Source organism: Kribbella sp. NBC_00482 (genome assembly GCF_036013725.1).
In the GTDB taxonomy this organism is placed as follows: Bacteria; Actinomycetota; Actinomycetes; order Propionibacteriales; family Kribbellaceae; genus Kribbella.
Genome location: NZ_CP107881.1, coordinates 797,041 through 812,682 on the forward strand (window position 1 = coordinate 797,041; position 15,642 = coordinate 812,682).

The following is a 15,642-nucleotide window of genomic DNA, read 5'->3' on the forward strand; positions in this document are numbered from 1 at the left end:
TTCGGCTAGCGGCGCGCCGGAACTGAGAGCCGGCTGAGATCGGAGGCGACCACGATCTCGCCGGAGAACTCCTCCGCCGCCTCTTCGTGGAAGCGTTCCGGTTCCAGGTAGCGCTGGGAGAAGTGCGTGAGGACGAGCTTGCGGACACCACATTCGGCCGCGACCCGAGCGGCCTGACGGGCGGTCAGGTGACCGAAGCGGCGGGCCAGTTCGGATTCGGACGACAGGTACGTCGACTCGATGACGAGCAGGTCGGCGCCGTCGGCGAGGCGCAGAACGTTCTCACACAGGCGGGTGTCCATGATGAACGCGAACCGCTGTCCCGGCCGCAGCTCGCTGACGTCGTCCACGTGCACGGTGCGATCGCGGAGGTCGAGCGATCCGGCTCGTTGCAGCCGGCCGACGTCGGGCCCGGTCACGCCGTACGCCGCAAGCTTGTCCGGGAGCATCCGGCGTCCGTCGGGCTCGATCAACTGGTACCCGAAGGACTCGATCGGGTGCTCCAGGCGTCGCGCCCACAACTGGCCGAACGACCCGACGGACAGCAGCCCGTCCTCCTCGATCGGCTCTTCGAACAGTTCGGCCCGCTCGAAGAACGAGGCGGCGTACCGCAACCGCGTGAAGTACGTCTGCCCCGATGCCGGATAGTGCGCCCGCACGGGATGCGGTACGTCGTCCAGCGACAACCGCTGCACCACCCCCGGCACCCCGAGACAGTGATCGCCGTGGAAGTGCGTCACGCACAACCGCGTGATCGCCCGGGCCGCGAGCCCGGCGTAGATCATCTGCCGCTGCGTGCCCTCGCCCGGATCGAACAGGAACCCCTCGTCGTCCCAGCGCAGGAAGTACCCGTTCTGCGTACGTTCCCGGGACGGCACCTGACTGCCGGTCCCGAGTACGACGAGCTCACGCAAGCGCGGCCACCAACGTGGACGACGACATGTTGCCGCCGCAGGACACGACCGCGACACGCTTCCCGGACAGTTCGGTACGTCGTGCGCTCGCAGCCGCGAACGCCAGCGCGGCCGACCCTTCGATCAACTGGTGCTCGGTGTCGATCACCGTTCGGAGCGCGTCCCGGATCGCGTCCTCCTCGACGAGCACCCAGTCGTCGACCAGTTCACGGCACAGGTCGAAGGTGATGCTCCCCGGCTCGACGCTGCCCGCCGTACCGTCCGACAACGTCTGCCCGGCGTCGACCTGCACGATCTTCCCGGCCCGCACCGAGGCCGCCATCGCGTCGTCGACAGCCGGTTGCGCGCCGTACACGCGGATCCCGGGCAGGTGCTTCTTGAGCACCGCGGCGACCCCGCTGATCAGGCCGCCACCGCCGACCGCCACCACGACCGCATCGAGCGACGCACCGGCCAACTGCTCGACGATCTCCACGCCGACCGTCCCTTGCCCGGCGATGATGTCCGGGTCGTTGTACGGCGGGACGTACGCCAACCCGTGCTCCGCGGCATACGCCCGGGCCTTGATCTCGAGGACGCCGGTGTCGTTGCCCTCGGCCCGTAGTTCGAGCCCGAGCCGGCGGAGCGCCGCGACCTTGCCCGGCGCGGCGTTCTCGGGCAGGTAGACGATGCCATGACCGCCGAGCGTCGCGAGCGCGTTGCCGACGCCGAGCCCGTGGTTCCCGGTGGACGCCGTGATCACGCCCGCCGCACGCTCCGCCTCGGTCAGCGTGAGGATCTTCGCCAGGGCGCCGCGGGCCTTGAACGATCCCGTGCGTTGCTGGTGCTCGCACTTCACGAGCACCTCGGCGCCGAGGCGCTCGCTGAACGCGCCGTACCGGACGAACGGTGTCGGCGGCAGGTGCTCCCGCAGGGCCGGCGCGACGCGCTCGGCCCGTGCGGCAGCTTCTGCGGGCGTCATCACTCTGCAGCGTTGAGGCTCGTGCCGAGGGCCTGCCAGTCGAGAACCGGTGCGGCGAGCTGGCTGATCGTTGCCAGCAGCCCCAACCGCGCGGCCCGGATCTCCGGCTCCTTCGCCATCACGAGGATCTCGTCGAAGAACGCGTTCACCGGCTCGACCAGGACCGATGCGGTGGAGACGAAGTCGCCGAGCCCGGTCGGCGCCTGCCCGATCTTCTGGACGGCCTCGTGCAGCACGACCTCGGCAGGCTCGGTGAGCTTGCCGGCGTCGTACTCCGCCTCGGTGCCTTCCGGAACGATCCGGCGGACCCGCTGCAGTACGGCGACCAGGTCGGCGAAGTCGCCGTTGCCGACCAGGCCCTGCAGGGTCTTCAGCGTCTCGTCCGCGACCACCGGAGCAGTTGCCAACGGCAACACCGCGGCGACCTGGAGGTGGTCGTCACCACGGTCGAGCAGCTGCTGCTCGTACCGCCGTACGGTGAAGTCGGCGACCTCGTCGAGGGAGTCCGCCGGTACGTCGATGCCTTGCGCACCGATCTCGTCCGCGGCCGCCTTCAGCCCGACCGGCAACGTGATCGCCCGCAGTTCCGGGTGCTCGCGCAGGATCGCGACCACACCGGCAGCCGCCCGGCGCAGCGCGAACGGGTCGGAGCTTCCGGTCGGCTTCGCGCCGATCCCGAACAGGCCGGCCAGCAGGTCGAACCGGTCGGCGAGCGCGAGCAGCGCGCCCGGGGTCGTCGACGGGACCGGGTCACCGGCCGACCGCGGCAGCTCCATGTCGAACAGAGCCTGTGCGACGGCCTCGGTCTCACCGGCGCGCTTGGCGTACTCGCGAGCCATCGTGCCGGCCAGGCTGGTCAGCTCGACCACCATCTGCGAACCCAGGTCGAACTTCGCCAGCTCGGCAGCACGCTTCAACGTCGTCAGATCGTCGCCGTCGAGATCGACCGTGGACGCCAGTTGTGCAGCGATCCGCCCGATCCGGCCGGCGCGGTCGGCCATCGAGCCGAGCCGCTCCTCGAAGGCCAGCTTCGCCAGCTCGCTCTTCATCGACTCCAGCGGCGTCTCGAGGTCGGCCCGCCAGAAGAATGCGGCGTCCTCGTAGCGCGCCCGAAGTACACCCTCGTTGCCCGCCCGGACCCGGTCCTCATCGACCGAACCGTTGGCCACGGCAACGAAGTGCGGCAGCAGTTTGCCGTCGCCGTCGCGCACCGGCAGGTAGCGCTGGTGCTTGCGCATCACGGTCGTGAGGATCTCGCTCGGCAGGTCCAGGTAGTCGGCCGCGAACCCGCCCAGGATCGGCGTCGGCTCCTCGATCAGGTTGACGATCTGGTCGACCAGCGCGGACTCGCCCTCGACGTCGACCGTGCCGCCGACGCCCTTCGACAGCTCCGCCGCCGCCTCGACGATCTGCGCCCGCCGACGGGCCGGGTCGGCCTCGATGCCGTGGATCCGGAGCAGGTCCAGGTAGCCCTCGGCCGACGCGATCTCGACCTTCGGCTGGGCGGCGGTCCGGTGCACCCGCGTCGTCCGTCCGGCCGCGAGGCTCGAGACGGAGACCGGGACGATCTCGTCGCCGAGCAGCGCGACCAGCCAGCGGATCGGGCGGGTGAACGACAGCTTGGCGTCGTTCCACCGCATGTTCTTGTCCGAACGCAGGCCTGCGACGATCTCGCTCAGTACGCCGCTCAGCACCTCGGCCGCACCGCGACCCGGGTCCGGCTTGGTCACCGCGACGTACTCGACGCCGTCGACATCCAGATCGTGCAGCTCGGTCGGCTCCACCTTCTGGCCGCGGGCGAACCCGGCGGCGGCCTTGGTCAGGTTGCCGTCGGCGTCGTACGCGGCCGCCTTCTTCGGACCACGCACCACCCGCTCGGCATCCGGCTCACCGGCCTGGACGGAAGCGACGAAGGCGACCACGCGGCGCGGGGTCGCGTACGTCGTGATTGCGCCGTGCTCGAGCCGCGTCGCGGCCAGCTTCTCCTCCAGCGCGGCCTGCACCGCCGCGGCGGTCTTCGTGACCTCGGACGGCGGCATCTCCTCGGTGCCGATCTCGAAGGTCAGCTGCCGGGTGCCTGTGATCGCCGGGAACTCGGTCGGCACCTCCGCAGCCGGCGGCAGCTCGGCGAGACCCAACGGGTGCTTCAACTCCTCGCGGCGCTCGGCCCACAGCCGCGACACCTCGCGGGCCAGGGTCCGCATCCGGCCGAAGGCCTTGGCGCGTTCCGTCGTACTGACGGCACCGCGGGCGTCGAGAACGTTGAACGTGTGCGAGCACCGCAGTACCTGGATGTGCGCCGGCACCGGGAGGCGGTCGTCGATCATCCGGCGTGCCTCGTTCGCGTACTCCTCGAACAAACGCTTCTGCGACTCCACGTCCGCGTCGTCCAGGTAGTACCGGCTCATCTCGTACTCCGCCTGGCCGAACGCTTCGCCGTACGAGATGCCCGGCGCGTAGGCGATGTCCTTGAAGTGCGAGACGCCCTGCAACGCCATCATGATCCGCTCGATGCCGTAGGTGATCTCCACCGACACCGGATCCAGCGTCATCCCGCCGGCCTGCTGGAAGTACGTGAACTGGGTGATCTCCAGACCGTCCAGCCAGACCTCCCAACCCAGACCCCAGGAACCGGTCGCCGGGTTCGCCCAGTTGTCCTCGACGAACCGCACGTCGTGCGCGTCGATGTCGACCCCGAGCGCGGACAGGCTGTCCAGGAACAGCTCCTGCGGGTTGCCCGGGTCCGGCTTGAGCACCACCTGGAACTGGGTGTGGGTCTGCAGCCGGTTCGGGTTCTCGCCGTAGCGGCTGTCGTCCGGCCGCACACTCGGCTCGACGTACGCCACCCGCCACGGCTCCGGACCGAGCACCCGCAGGATGGTCGCGGGGTTCAGCGTTCCGGCACCGACCTCGGTGTTGAACGGCTGCACGACCATGCAGCCCCGGTCGGTCCAGTACTTCGTGAGCGCGAGCAGCGCGTCCTGCATGGTGAGCACAGCAAACCTCAAGCCATCTTTCGGGGGGTTTCCGCTGCGAAGTCTATTAGGCCGACGGCGGTGCTATCCCCCGGATTGCCAGCGTGAGCAAACGGTCGGCCTGAGCGGTGTCCTCGGCACTGGCCAGCGAGATGCCGTTGACCAGCTTCAGCAGGTCCTCGATCCGGACTTCCACGGGTACGACGCCACTGTTCTGGGCGCGCTCCAGCAACTGCCTGCCGGCCGTCAACAGGCGCTCATGAGCGTCCGAACCGCAGTCCCCGCTCATCACGAGCGCCGTCGCCAGACCGCGGCTGCTGGTCGCGTGCCGGACCATCGCGCGCAGCCAGTTCGTCAACGCCTGCAGGGGATCCGGCTCGTCGAGCAGTTCCGTCGCCTGCGCACAGACCTCGTCGACGCTGCTCCGGAACACCTCCTCCAGCAACTTGATCCGGCCGCCGAAATGCCGGTGCAGAGTCGCCGACCCGACACCGGCGCGGCGCGCGATCTCCTCCAGCGACGCGTCCGCGCCCTGCTCGGAAACCACCTCGGCCGCGACCGCGACCAGGCGGTCCCGGTTCCGCTGGGCATCGGCTCGCATCGGGTTCCCTTGACGTAAGTGGGGTGGTCCCCCATATCGTAGCCGAAGATAACCGGGGGACCACCCCGCTTAGGTCGAGGAGACTGAGATGCGCATTGGCATGGCGTTCGGCGACGTCCGTGGACGGGCCCCGCTGACCGAGATCACCCGCCAGATCCAGGAGGCGGCCGGGGTCGGCGCCGCCTGGGTGTCGCACGGCTTGGGCTGGGACGCCCTCACGACGCTGGCGGTCGCCGGCCCGGCGGCTCCCGGTATCGAGCTCGGCACCGCGGTGGTGCCATTCCCGCAGCGGCACCCTCTCGTGCTCGCGGCGCAGGCGCTGACCGTGCAGGCGGCGGTCGGCAACCGGCTCACCCTCGGCATCGGCGCGGGCATCGGGCGGATGGTCAGCTCGATGTACGGCCTGCCCACCGACCGACCGGCTCGTCGACTACGCGAGTACCTGGAGGTACTGCGCCCGCTGCTCCGCGGCGAACCGGTCGACCACCACGGCGAGTACTACACCGCGGCGGGCTCGATCGACCTGCCCGGAGTCGAGGCTCCCCCGGTACTCATCGCCGCGCTCGGACCCGCGATGCTCAAGGTCGCGGGCGAGCTCGCCGACGGCACGATCACCTGGATGACCGGACCCCGGACACTCGCCAACCACGTCGTACCGTCGATCACCCGAGCGTCCGGCAGCCGCACCCCGCGCATCGTGGCAGGGCTTGCTGTGTGTCTGACGTCCGCCGAGGACGCCGTACGACCACGATTGGCCAAGGAATTCGCACTGGCCAAGCAGGTCCCCGAGTACCGCGCGATGTTCGACCGGGAAGGCGTCGACGGGCCGGCCGACGTACTGATCGTCGGCGACGAGGACTCGGTCGCGAAGCAGCTCGACCGGATCGGCGACACCGGGGTGACCGACCTGATGCTCGCGCCGGTCGGTACGGCGGAAGAGCAGGACCGGACGACCGCGTTCCTGTCTACAGTGGTGCGGTGACCTCGCCCAAACATGCGGCGGTAGTTCTCTAGCTCCGTCGTCCGCTCCCCGGCGCCGCTCCGGCGTTCGGGTGAGCCGTGCTGCCCATCTTCACTTCGCACCGGCAGGGACGACTCTTGCACCAGGTCATCACGATCGACGACTCCACCTCCGCGGATCGGGCGCTGCGCCTGATCAGACGCGGCTCGACACTTCACTGGGACGGTGATTTCCAGAACGCCAAACAACTCCTCGCCGCCCTCGGCCGCCGGCTTCCGGTGCCGAGCGGCGGTACGTTCCACGATCAGCGCCGACACCAGACGGAACGCGTCCGCGTCCTGAACTCGCTACTGGTCCCGATCATCAACCACCAGGTCCGCCTGCGCCGAGCACCCGACGTGCGGCAGGCTTGCGCCGAAGCGTACGGACCACCCGACGGCGAGCGGTGGGTGCCGCTGCGGGAGCTGCTCGGCGTCATCGGCGCGCACCAACTCCGGATCCGCGGCGTCCACGTACCGGCCCTCGGCGACCGGATCCACCCGCACTACAGCGTCTTCGCCCCGACCAGATCGGAGTACGCCGACCTGGTCGCCGACTGCCCGTTGCCACCCGGAACCACGGCGTTCGACATCGGCACCGGGACCGGACTACTCGCCGCGATCCTTTCCAGACGGGGCATTCGGCAGGTAGTTGCTACAGACAACAATCCGCGAGCGATCGCGTGCGCCCGCGAGAACCTCCAACGACTGAAGGTGAACGCGAAGGTCGTCGAGACCGATCTGTTCCCGCCGGGGCGAGCGGATCTGATCGTCTGCAACCCGCCGTGGATCCCCGCGGCACCGGCGACCGTCCTCGACCAGGCCGTGTACGACCAGGACGGCCGGATGCTGCGCGCGTTCCTGAACACCGTCCGCGAGCACCTCGAACCGGGTGGGGAGGTGTGGTTGATCCTGTCCGATCTGGCCGAGCGGCTGGGGCTCCGTGAGCGGGGCGAGCTGTTGAGGATGTTCCGTTCCGGCGGACTGCAGGTCACCGGGCGCGCCGACGCCGTACCCCGGCACCGTCGGGCTCGGGAGGGCCAGACGACCTCGTTATGGCGACTGCGGTCCACGGCATTCGTGTCTACTATCGGCGGGTGACGGTTACGGATGCGGGCGGGGCGGTCGACGCGGTCTGGAGGATCGAGTCGGCGCGGATCATCGCGGGCGTCGCACGGATCGTGCGGGACGTCGGACTCGCGGAGGAGCTGGCGCAGGACGCGCTGGTGGCCGCGCTGGAGCAGTGGCCCGAGTCCGGCGTACCGAACAATCCCGGCGCGTGGCTGATGGCGATCGCCAAGCGGCGGGCGATCGACCTGATCCGGCGCAAGGACACGTACCAGCGCAAGCTGGCCGAGATGGGCCACGAGCTGGAGATCGACGGCGACAGCGTCGAGGACGACGTCGAGGCCATCCTCGAGGACCACATCGAGGACGACCTGCTCCGGCTGGTGTTCACCGCATGTCACCCGGTGCTCACCATGGACGCCCGGGTGACGCTGACGCTCAAGCTGCTCGGCGGCCTGAAGACCGACGAGATCGCGCGCGCGTTCCTCGCCCCGGAGGCGACGATCGCGCAGCGCATCGTCCGCGCCAAGCGCAATTTGGCCAAGGCCGGCGTCGAGTTCGAGGTGCCGTCCGGGCCGGAGCTCCTGGAGCGGACGTCGGCGGTGCTCGAGGTCGTCTATCTGATCTACAACGAGGGGTACTCCGCGACCGCCGGCGACGACTGGATGCGGCCGGCCCTGTGCAACGAGGCGATGCGCCTGGGCCGGCTGATCGTGGAGCTGATGCCGACGGAGCCCGAAGTACTCGGCCTGCTGGCGTTGATGGAACTGCAGTCGTCCCGTGCGAACGCACGCGTCGGGAGCGACGGCGAGCCGGTGCTGCTCCTCGACCAGGACCGCCGCCGCTGGGACCGGCTACTGATCCGCCGCGGCCTCGAAGGCATCGAACGCGCCTGGGCGCTGGAGAAGCCGCCCGGCCCGTACCTCCTGCAGGCCGCGATCGCCGCCTGCCACGCCCGCGCAGCCGACCCCGACGACACCGACTGGGCCCGGATCGCCGGTCTGTACGCCGTCCTCGCGCAAGTGACCCCGTCGCCGGTCATCGAGCTGAACCAGGCGGTCGCGATCTCGATGGCGTTCGGCCCGGAACAGGGGCTGGCGGCGGTCGACCTGCTGGCGGACGACCCGTCGCTGAAGGACTACCACCTGCTGCCGAGTGTGCGCGGCGACCTGCTGTTCAAGCTCGGCCGCCTGGACGAGGCCCGGGCCGAGTTCGAGAAGGCCGCCGCGCTGACCCGCAACGAACGCGAACGCAAGCTTCTCCTGGAACGCGCCGCCGCCTGCTGACCGGCTGTCTACTTGTGCCGGCGTGCGAACCAGGCCATGGCGCCGGCACCGAGTACCACGGCTCCGCCGACCGCGGCGGCGGCCTTCGGGTGGCGCTTGCTCGTCGCGGGCAGTTCCTTCATCGCGCCAGGTACCTGCTTCATCTTCTGACCCGTCTGTCCGGCAACGCCCGACATCCGATGGCCCGCGCTCGACGCGGTCTCCTTCATCCGGTGCGGAACATTCAGCCGGCGAGTGAGTTCCTGAACGGTGTCGGCCAGGTGCTGCCTGGTGTGGTCGAGATCCTCGCGCAGCGTCTCGCTGTCCGTCATCGGCTCGCGATGTGCGGCGTTCTTCGTGGTGGTCATGCGATGTTCTTCCCTTCCGGCTGGTGTCCCTTGAGCGCTTCCAGGTCCTCGTGCACGCCGTCGACGGCACGTTGCGGAACGGGCGGAGTGGCACGAGTGACGTGCCGTTTGCCGAGCAGAGCGGCGACGGCCGCGATCGCGAACAGGACCGCGCCGACGATCAGGGCCGACAGCCACGCCGGCAACGCGGTCGCGAGCCCGAGGATCGCCGCGGCGATGAGGACGCCCAAGCCGTACAACGCGAGCGCTCCGGCCCCGCCGAACAACCCGGCGCCGACGCCGGCCTCCTTACCCTTCTCCTTCAGCTCGGCCTTGGCGAGTTGCACCTCGTCACGTACCAACTGACTGAGGTCGGTGGTCACCTGACTCACGAGGCCACCGATGTTCGCGTTCTGACCGTTCAGTCCAGCCTCACGCCGGACCATCTCCGGACGTGTCGTCATGACCGCCTCCCGTGCTCGGTTGCCCGTCCGGTACCCAGACGGGCCGACAACCACGCGACGAGTCAGGACGGATGTGATCTGCGTCACACGATGTCGAGTGGTCGGCCGCCGTTCGACGCAGTGGTGAGATCGTCACCCACCAGGAGGAATCCACTATGAACACCGTCGTATCGAAGGACGGCACCACCATCGGCTATGACCGGCGCGGGGACGGGCCGGCGCTCGTTCTCGTCGACGGCGCGCTCTGTTCCCGCGCACAGGGCCCGATGCCCGACGTCGCCGAGGCGCTCGCGGACCGCTTCACCGTCTACAACTACGACCGGCGCGGGCGGGGCGACTCCGGCGACGCGGGCGACTACGCGGTCGAGCGGGAGATCGAGGACCTGGCCGCGGTGATCGAGGCGGCCGGCGGGTCGGCGTACGTCTACGGCTCGTCGTCCGGCGCGGCACTGTCGCTGCGGGCGGCGGCAGCCGGGGTGCCGATCGAGAAGCTGGTCGCGTTCGAGCCGCCGTACGTCGTGGACGACAGCCGCAAGCAGATCCCGCGGAACTGGGTCGCCGACCTGCAGGCGCTCGAGCCGGGCGACGCGATCAAGTACTTCTTCACCAAGGGGATCGGGCTGCCCGGGATCTTCGTCACGATGATGAAGCTGATGCCGGCCTGGAAACCGATGAAGGCGATCGCGCACACACTGCCGTACGACGCGCAGGTGCTCGGCAGGAACTGCTTCGGCGACCCGATGGACACCGAGCAGTGGGCGCCGATCGAGCAGCCGGTGCTGGTGGTGAACGGCGGGAAGAGCCCCGGGTGGATGAAGTCCTCGACGCGGGCGCTCGCGGCGGCGGTACCGGGCGCCGGACACACCGAGGTACCGGGTCAGAACCACATGATCAAGGCCGCGGCGATCGCGCCCGTGATCGCCGGCTTCTGTGCCTGAAAGCCGCGAAGGGCGTCCGGCCGGAGCCGGACGCCCTTCGTCGTACTTCGGGGTGGATCAGGCGCCGGTGATCAGGGCGCCGGCGCCGGCGCGAGCGGCGTCGAAGCGCGCCTGGGCGTCGGCCCAGTTCACGACGTTCCACCACGCCTTGACGTAGTCGGGCTTCACGTTCTTGTACTGCAGGTAGAACGCGTGCTCCCACATGTCCAGCATCGCGATCGGGGTCTGGCCGGCCGGCAGGTTGCCCTGCTGGTCGTAGAGCTGGTGGATCAGCAGCTGGCTGCCGAGGGCGTCCCACCCGAGGATCGCCCAGCCGGACCCCTGGATCGTGGTCGCGCTCGCGGTGAAGTTGGCCTGGAACGAGTCGAACGAGCCGAAGAACTCGTCGATCGCCGAACCCAGCTCGCCGTCCGGCTTGTCGCCGCCGTCCGGCGACAGGTTCTTCCAGAAGATCGAGTGGTTCACGTGCCCACCGAGGTTGAAGGCGAGCGTCTTCTCCAGCCCGACGATCCCGCCGAAGTCACCCTTGTCGCGGGCCTCGGCCAGCTTGTCCAGGGTGTCGTTCAGACCCTTCACGTAGGTCGCGTGGTGCTTGTCGTGGTGCAGCTCCATGATCTCGCCCGCGATGCTCGGCGCGAGGGCGCTGTAGTCGTAGGGGAGGTCGGGAAGCGTGTACGTGGTCAACTCTGCTCCTTCGTCAGGGCCCCGCGAGGGCCGATATCTCCGATGTCCTGTGGCAGCGACACCAGCTTGAAACTTCAACCACGGTTGAGGTCAAGACGCCACGCTGGCGAACGCGGCAGACCGGTGCCCGGCGCGATCGCTTTTCACACCCCAGCGCACGCACCGGACACCCCCAGCTTCACATACTCCACCTGACGATCAACGGCGGCGTCTCACCTGACCTCGAGGACCAGCTTCCCGCGGGTCCGGCCGCTCTCCATCCGCCGGTGCGCCTCGGCCGCCGCAGCCAGCGGAAACACGTCCTCGACCTCGATCCGCACCGCGCCGCTCTCGATCAGCGCCGCGATCTCGCCGAGCGCCGGCCCGTCTGGTTCGACCAGGTACGGCGCGGCCCGGACACCGGACTTCGCGGCCAGCTCGAGCAGCTCCGGCGACGTCCCCGACGGTACGGCGACCACGAGTCCACCCGACCGGGTCACGGCGACCGACTGCCGCTGCGTGCTCTCACTGCCGATCAGGTCGACGACGACGTCGATGTCCCCGGTCGCCTCGGCGACCTCCGCACGGTGATAGTCGATCACCTCGTCCGCGCCAAGTCCGCGCAACCATTCGTGCTTGCCGACGCTCGCCGTACCGACGACGTACGCGCCGAGGTGCTTGGCGAATTGCACGGCCAGGTGACCGACCCCGCCCGCTGCCGCGTGGATCAGCACGCGCTGGTCCTTCTGTATGCGGGCCAGCGCGGTGAGGATCTGGTACGCCGTCAGTCCGGCCAGCGGAACCGCGGCCGCCTCGACGTGGCTGAGGTTGACGGGCTTGCGAGCGAAGTGCCGCGAGGGCGCGGTGACGTATTCGGCGTACGCCGACGCCGCGCGCGGGAACCACGGCATGCCGTAGACCTCGTCGCCGACCGCGAGGGTGTGTACGCCGTGGCCTACCTCCTCGACGACGCCGGAGACGTCCCAGCCGAGGATGAACGGCGGCTGGCCCAGAATGCCGGCGACCCCCTGGCCGGCGCGCGTCTTGGCGTCGACCGGGTTCACGCCGGCCGCGTGCACCCGGACCAGCACCTCGGTCGGCAGCGGCGTGGGGCGGTCGGTTTCGATCAGGCGGAGTACGTCGGGTCCGCCGTACGTGTCTTGACTGATGGCTCTCATGGGTCGAGAAGCTATCTCTGGGGCGGTAGTATCCCGCAAGGACCACTACTACCTAAAGGGAAGTACGAGGCATGGCGACCACCTGCGCGACCGGGATACATGACAAGCACGACGTGTACGCCGCGCAGTGCCCGTGCCGGGATCTGCTCGACCTGCTCGCGACCAAGTGGGCCGTCCTGGCGATCGGCGCGATGGAGGACGGCCCACTCCGGTTCGGTGAGCTGCAGCGCCGGCTCCAGGGAGTCAGCCCGAAGGTGCTCACGCAGACCCTCCGCCGGCTGGAGGACAACGGATTCCTGCACCGCGAGATCTTCCCAGCGGTCCCGCTCCACGTCGAGTACTCGCTGACCGACCTCGGCCGGAGCGTCTCCCTGCCGATCGCCGCGCTACGCACCTGGGTCGAGACGCACTTGGACGACGTCAGCGCTTGAGCCCTCTGAGCTCCGCGACCAACGCTTCGGCGAAGGCCTCGGGCTTGTCGACGAAGCCGGTGTGGTCGCCTGGGAAGCGGGTCGGCTCGATGCCGAGGCGGTCGGCGAGGGCGGTGGAAGTGCGGTCGCAGAGTTGACCGGTGGATTCCTCGCCGATTCCGATCAGGATGTCGGCGGTGCGCAGCTTGTCGACGTCCGGGAGCCAGGTGATGGACTCGCGCATCTCGTGGCCGAACCAGAACCGCTCCGTCGCCTCCTGCTCGGGGTCCCGCTCGCCGCCGAACATCATCTCGACGACCTCGTCGGGCAGGTGGATGTTCGCGAGCGCGAAGAACTGCTTCCAGGCGCCGGTCGCGTCACCGGCGAGATAGTCGGCCATCAGCTTCTCCGACTTCGCGAGCACCTCGTCCGCGTCGGGCAGGAGCTGGTCGAGCGGTGCCTCGTGCGCGATGACGGTCCGGACGACGTCCGGGTGGTACTGCGCCAGCGCGAGCGCGCTGACCGCTCCCCCGCTGGAGCCGAGTACGACGGCCGGCCCGGCGTCGACGTGCCGGATCAGCGCGGCCAGGTCGTCGGCTCGCTGCTCGGGTCGCGACGTACCGCCCGGGTCGAGTTTGCTCCGCTTGACCCCGCGCGGGTCGAGGGTCAGGACGGTGTAGTCGGGTGCCAGCAGGTCGGCAAGGGGCGCGAACGCGTCCGCGTCCATCGGGGCGCCGACCAGGACCAGCAACGGTCCTGATCCGCGCACCTCGTAGTACAGCTCTGCGTCGGAAACCTTCAGTGTGTTGTTCATGGGGGTACCACGAACGGGATTGCCGACTATGGACAGTCAGCCGGCGGAGACCTCGGAATCCGGTGCGAAGTCGGCTTCCTCGACCACCCGGCGTACCTCGACCTCGGAGCCGAGCGCCTCGGCCAGCCGGGCGGCCCACTCGATCGCCTCCTCGCGGCTGCGGACCTCGACGACGATCACGCCGCCGATCAGCTCCTTGGTCTCGGCGAACGGGCCGTCGGTGACGGTGCGCTTGCCCGCGTCGACCTTCACCCGCGCGCCGAGCGAACTGCGGTGCACGCCTTCGGCGAACAGCAGTACGCCGGCCTTCGACAGGTCCTCGACGACCCGGCCGACACCTTCGGCCACCTCCTGCGGCGGAAAGTTCCCGGCCTCACTGTCGGCGTCGGCCTTGTTGATGATCATGTAGCGCATCGCGGATGCTCCCTCGTCGTGTCGGTCGATCACTTACTCTCACGTCGAGCGGGCGATCACCAGATCGACACCCGGACTTCAGATCATTTCCCTGGTCAGCTCGTACAGCCTGCGCGCGTTCTGCGGATCGAAGGTCGCGAGCCCCGGGTCGACCGGTTCGCCGACCGCCCGCAGGATCAGTCGCTCGTCCGGCTGTGCGTCCATCACCCCGAGCGTGTCACGGACACTTTCGGACGGGGGCTTGGCAAAGAGGGTGGCGAGGAGTTTGGCCACGGTCCGGAGCGGTTGCGGGAGGTGGTTGGTGCCGCTCTTCGTGTACGGGGGTTGCACGCCGAGGTACTTCGTCCGGCCGTGCGGGTGGTTCTGGAGGTAGTGCACCGCGAGTAGATCGTTCGCGCGGCCGCCGCTGACGATCGCCTGCACCACGCTGTACTTCTTGGTGAACTGCAGGTCGTCCCAGTTGACCGCGCCCTTGGTGATGCCGGTGGCGCCGAGGTTCGTGATAATCGGCGTCTCGCCGCGCTCGAGCAAGTCCGTCAGCCCGTAGCTGAGCATGAAGCGGCTCAGGTAATAGAGCATGAACGTGCCCTCGAGCCCGTCGGGTGTCTCGCGGCGCTTCACGAACGGGAGCATCGCGGCGAGCACCAGCGCGTCGAGCGCCTCGTGCCGCGCGGCCACCTCCTTGATCACCCGCTGGTTCTCCGCGATCGACAGCAGGTCCGCGCGCACGAACGCAGCCTCACCGTCGAGCGGTTCCGCTGCTCGCAGGAACTCCTCCCCGCGCGCCGGCGTACTGCCGACCACGGTCACGCGGGCCCCGCGGCGCAGGTAGTGCAGCGCGATCTCCCGGCCCATTCCCGTCGTACCGCCGGCTACTACGACGTTCTTCATCTGCGCCATCCCCTAAGTCATCGATCGGTGACTTAGACCGTAGAGGTCATCCGGGTACCATGTCAACGATCGATGACTTGGAGGGCGGATGGCGCACAAGCGGGATCGGGAGGCGACCCGGGCCCGACTGCTGGAGTGTTCGCGGCTTCGGTTCGCCCGGGACGGGTACGACGGGACGAGCGTCCGGGACGTGGCCGGCGACGTGGGCGTCGACCCGGCGCTCGTGTTCCGGTACTTCGGGTCCAAGTCCGGGTTGTTCACCGAGGCGATGGCGGGCTCGTCCGCCCCCGTCGTGCTGCCGGACGGGCCGGTCGAGGAGCTACCCGCGAAGCTGTTGCGGCAGTTGGTCTTCGAGGACTGGACGGAGTACGCCGGTGAGCATCCGCTGATCGCGATGCTCCGCTCGTCGGGTCACGAGGACACCAAGGACCGCCTCCGGCAACAGGTCTGCGAGGGCTACCTCGACGTACTGTCCCAGCTCGCCGACGGCAACGAGGACAAGAATCTCCGCACCGAGCTCTTCGCCGCGTGGCTCCTCGGCATCGGCATCCTCCGCACCGCCGTCGGCACCCCCACCCTCACGAAGGCCACCGAGGAGGACATCCTCCCCCACCTCGCCGCGGTCGCCGAGGCGTTGTTCGGTCGACCCGTCCCGACGGAGTAGCGGACGGCCCCGCAGGCAGAACCCACCCTTTCGGGCGCAAACACCCCGTCGCGGCCGGGTTGTGCATGCATGGCGG

17 protein-coding genes are annotated in these 15,642 nt (G+C 69.2%); 6 read left to right on the forward strand and 11 right to left on the reverse strand.

All coding sequences use genetic code 11. The annotated features are described in order from the left end of the window. Positions 1-5: 5 nt before the first annotated feature. The 4 genes from OHB24_RS04040 to OHB24_RS04055 are packed head-to-tail and all read right to left on the reverse strand — an operon-like array spanning position 6 to position 5,451. On the reverse strand, positions 6-914 hold the full coding sequence (locus OHB24_RS04040) for a ribonuclease Z (RefSeq protein WP_327637579.1): 909 nt from the start codon (positions 912-914) through the stop codon (positions 6-8). Continuing rightward, positions 907-1,875: a pyridoxal-phosphate dependent enzyme gene (locus OHB24_RS04045; RefSeq protein ID WP_327637580.1), complete on the reverse strand. Its 969-nt coding sequence runs from the start codon at positions 1,873-1,875 to the stop codon at positions 907-909. The genes OHB24_RS04040 and OHB24_RS04045 overlap by 8 nt, the downstream gene beginning before the upstream one ends. Then, positions 1,875-4,862 (reverse strand): glycine--tRNA ligase, encoded by a 2,988-nt coding sequence (locus OHB24_RS04050; RefSeq protein WP_327641012.1) that lies wholly within the window; start codon positions 4,860-4,862, stop codon positions 1,875-1,877. Before OHB24_RS04050 ends, OHB24_RS04045 begins: the two co-directional genes overlap by 1 nt. A 55-nt stretch (positions 4,863-4,917) precedes the next feature. Continuing rightward, entirely contained in the window at positions 4,918-5,451 is a 534-nt protein-coding gene (locus OHB24_RS04055) for a TetR/AcrR family transcriptional regulator (protein ID WP_327637581.1), read from the reverse strand. Between the two features lie 88 nt (positions 5,452-5,539). Between OHB24_RS04055 and OHB24_RS04060 the strand changes: the two genes are divergently transcribed. The 3 genes from OHB24_RS04060 to OHB24_RS04070 all read left to right on the forward strand — a co-directional run bounded on the left by OHB24_RS04060 (position 5,540) and on the right by OHB24_RS04070 (position 8,804). Beyond that, positions 5,540-6,433, forward strand: a complete 894-nt coding sequence (locus OHB24_RS04060; RefSeq protein WP_327637582.1) for a TIGR03564 family F420-dependent LLM class oxidoreductase — start codon at positions 5,540-5,542, stop codon at positions 6,431-6,433. Between the two features lie 116 nt (positions 6,434-6,549). After that, the gene (locus tag OHB24_RS04065) at positions 6,550-7,551 is read left to right on the forward strand and encodes a class I SAM-dependent methyltransferase (RefSeq protein WP_327637583.1); all 1,002 of its coding nucleotides are present in this window, start codon (positions 6,550-6,552) and stop codon (positions 7,549-7,551) included. Next, positions 7,548-8,804: an RNA polymerase sigma factor gene (locus OHB24_RS04070; protein WP_327637584.1), complete on the forward strand. Its 1,257-nt coding sequence runs from the start codon at positions 7,548-7,550 to the stop codon at positions 8,802-8,804. Before OHB24_RS04065 ends, OHB24_RS04070 begins: the two co-directional genes overlap by 4 nt. 8 nt (positions 8,805-8,812) lie before the next feature. Here the strand turns inward: OHB24_RS04070 and OHB24_RS04075 are convergent, their stop codons facing one another. Both OHB24_RS04075 and OHB24_RS04080 read right to left on the reverse strand, forming a co-directional pair. Beyond that, positions 8,813-9,151 carry a DUF3618 domain-containing protein gene (locus OHB24_RS04075; RefSeq protein ID WP_327637585.1) on the reverse strand — a complete coding sequence of 113 codons (339 nt, stop codon included), beginning with the start codon at positions 9,149-9,151 and terminating at the stop codon, positions 8,813-8,815. After that, positions 9,148-9,594 (reverse strand): phage holin family protein, encoded by a 447-nt coding sequence (locus OHB24_RS04080; protein WP_327637586.1) that lies wholly within the window; start codon positions 9,592-9,594, stop codon positions 9,148-9,150. The genes OHB24_RS04075 and OHB24_RS04080 overlap by 4 nt, the downstream gene beginning before the upstream one ends. Before the next feature lie 155 nt (positions 9,595-9,749). Here OHB24_RS04080 and OHB24_RS04085 point away from each other — a divergent pair, with 155 nt between their 5' ends. Beyond that, entirely contained in the window at positions 9,750-10,532 is a 783-nt protein-coding gene (locus tag OHB24_RS04085; protein WP_327637587.1) for an alpha/beta fold hydrolase, read from the forward strand. 57 nt (positions 10,533-10,589) lie between these two features. Here OHB24_RS04085 and OHB24_RS04090 read toward each other — a convergent pair whose 3' ends face one another. Next, entirely contained in the window at positions 10,590-11,216 is a 627-nt protein-coding gene (locus tag OHB24_RS04090; protein ID WP_327637588.1) for a superoxide dismutase, read from the reverse strand. 212 nt (positions 11,217-11,428) lie between these two features. After that, the gene (locus OHB24_RS04095) at positions 11,429-12,373 is read right to left on the reverse strand and encodes an NADP-dependent oxidoreductase (RefSeq protein ID WP_327637589.1); all 945 of its coding nucleotides are present in this window, start codon (positions 12,371-12,373) and stop codon (positions 11,429-11,431) included. 71 nt (positions 12,374-12,444) lie between these two features. Between OHB24_RS04095 and OHB24_RS04100 the strand changes: the two genes are divergently transcribed. Next, complete coding sequence (locus tag OHB24_RS04100) at positions 12,445-12,804, forward strand: winged helix-turn-helix transcriptional regulator (RefSeq protein ID WP_327637590.1); 360 nt, start codon at positions 12,445-12,447, stop codon at positions 12,802-12,804. Here the strand turns inward: OHB24_RS04100 and OHB24_RS04105 are convergent. The 3 genes from OHB24_RS04105 to OHB24_RS04115 all read right to left on the reverse strand — a co-directional run bounded on the left by OHB24_RS04105 (position 12,794) and on the right by OHB24_RS04115 (position 14,902). Next, on the reverse strand, positions 12,794-13,597 hold the full coding sequence (locus OHB24_RS04105; RefSeq protein ID WP_327637591.1) for an alpha/beta fold hydrolase: 804 nt from the start codon (positions 13,595-13,597) through the stop codon (positions 12,794-12,796). The two genes, OHB24_RS04100 and OHB24_RS04105, sit on opposite strands and share 11 nt — an antisense overlap. Positions 13,598-13,633: 36 nt before the next feature. Then, the gene (locus OHB24_RS04110) at positions 13,634-14,011 is read right to left on the reverse strand and encodes a YciI family protein (RefSeq protein ID WP_327637592.1); all 378 of its coding nucleotides are present in this window, start codon (positions 14,009-14,011) and stop codon (positions 13,634-13,636) included. Positions 14,012-14,089: 78 nt separating this feature from the next. Next, positions 14,090-14,902 carry an SDR family NAD(P)-dependent oxidoreductase gene (locus OHB24_RS04115; RefSeq protein ID WP_327637593.1) on the reverse strand — a complete coding sequence of 271 codons (813 nt, stop codon included), beginning with the start codon at positions 14,900-14,902 and terminating at the stop codon, positions 14,090-14,092. 88 nt (positions 14,903-14,990) lie between these two features. On the opposite strand from OHB24_RS04115, the gene OHB24_RS04120 reads away from it, so the two are divergent. Beyond that, positions 14,991-15,566: a TetR/AcrR family transcriptional regulator gene (locus OHB24_RS04120; RefSeq protein ID WP_327637594.1), complete on the forward strand. Its 576-nt coding sequence runs from the start codon at positions 14,991-14,993 to the stop codon at positions 15,564-15,566. Positions 15,567-15,642 lie beyond the last annotated feature (76 nt).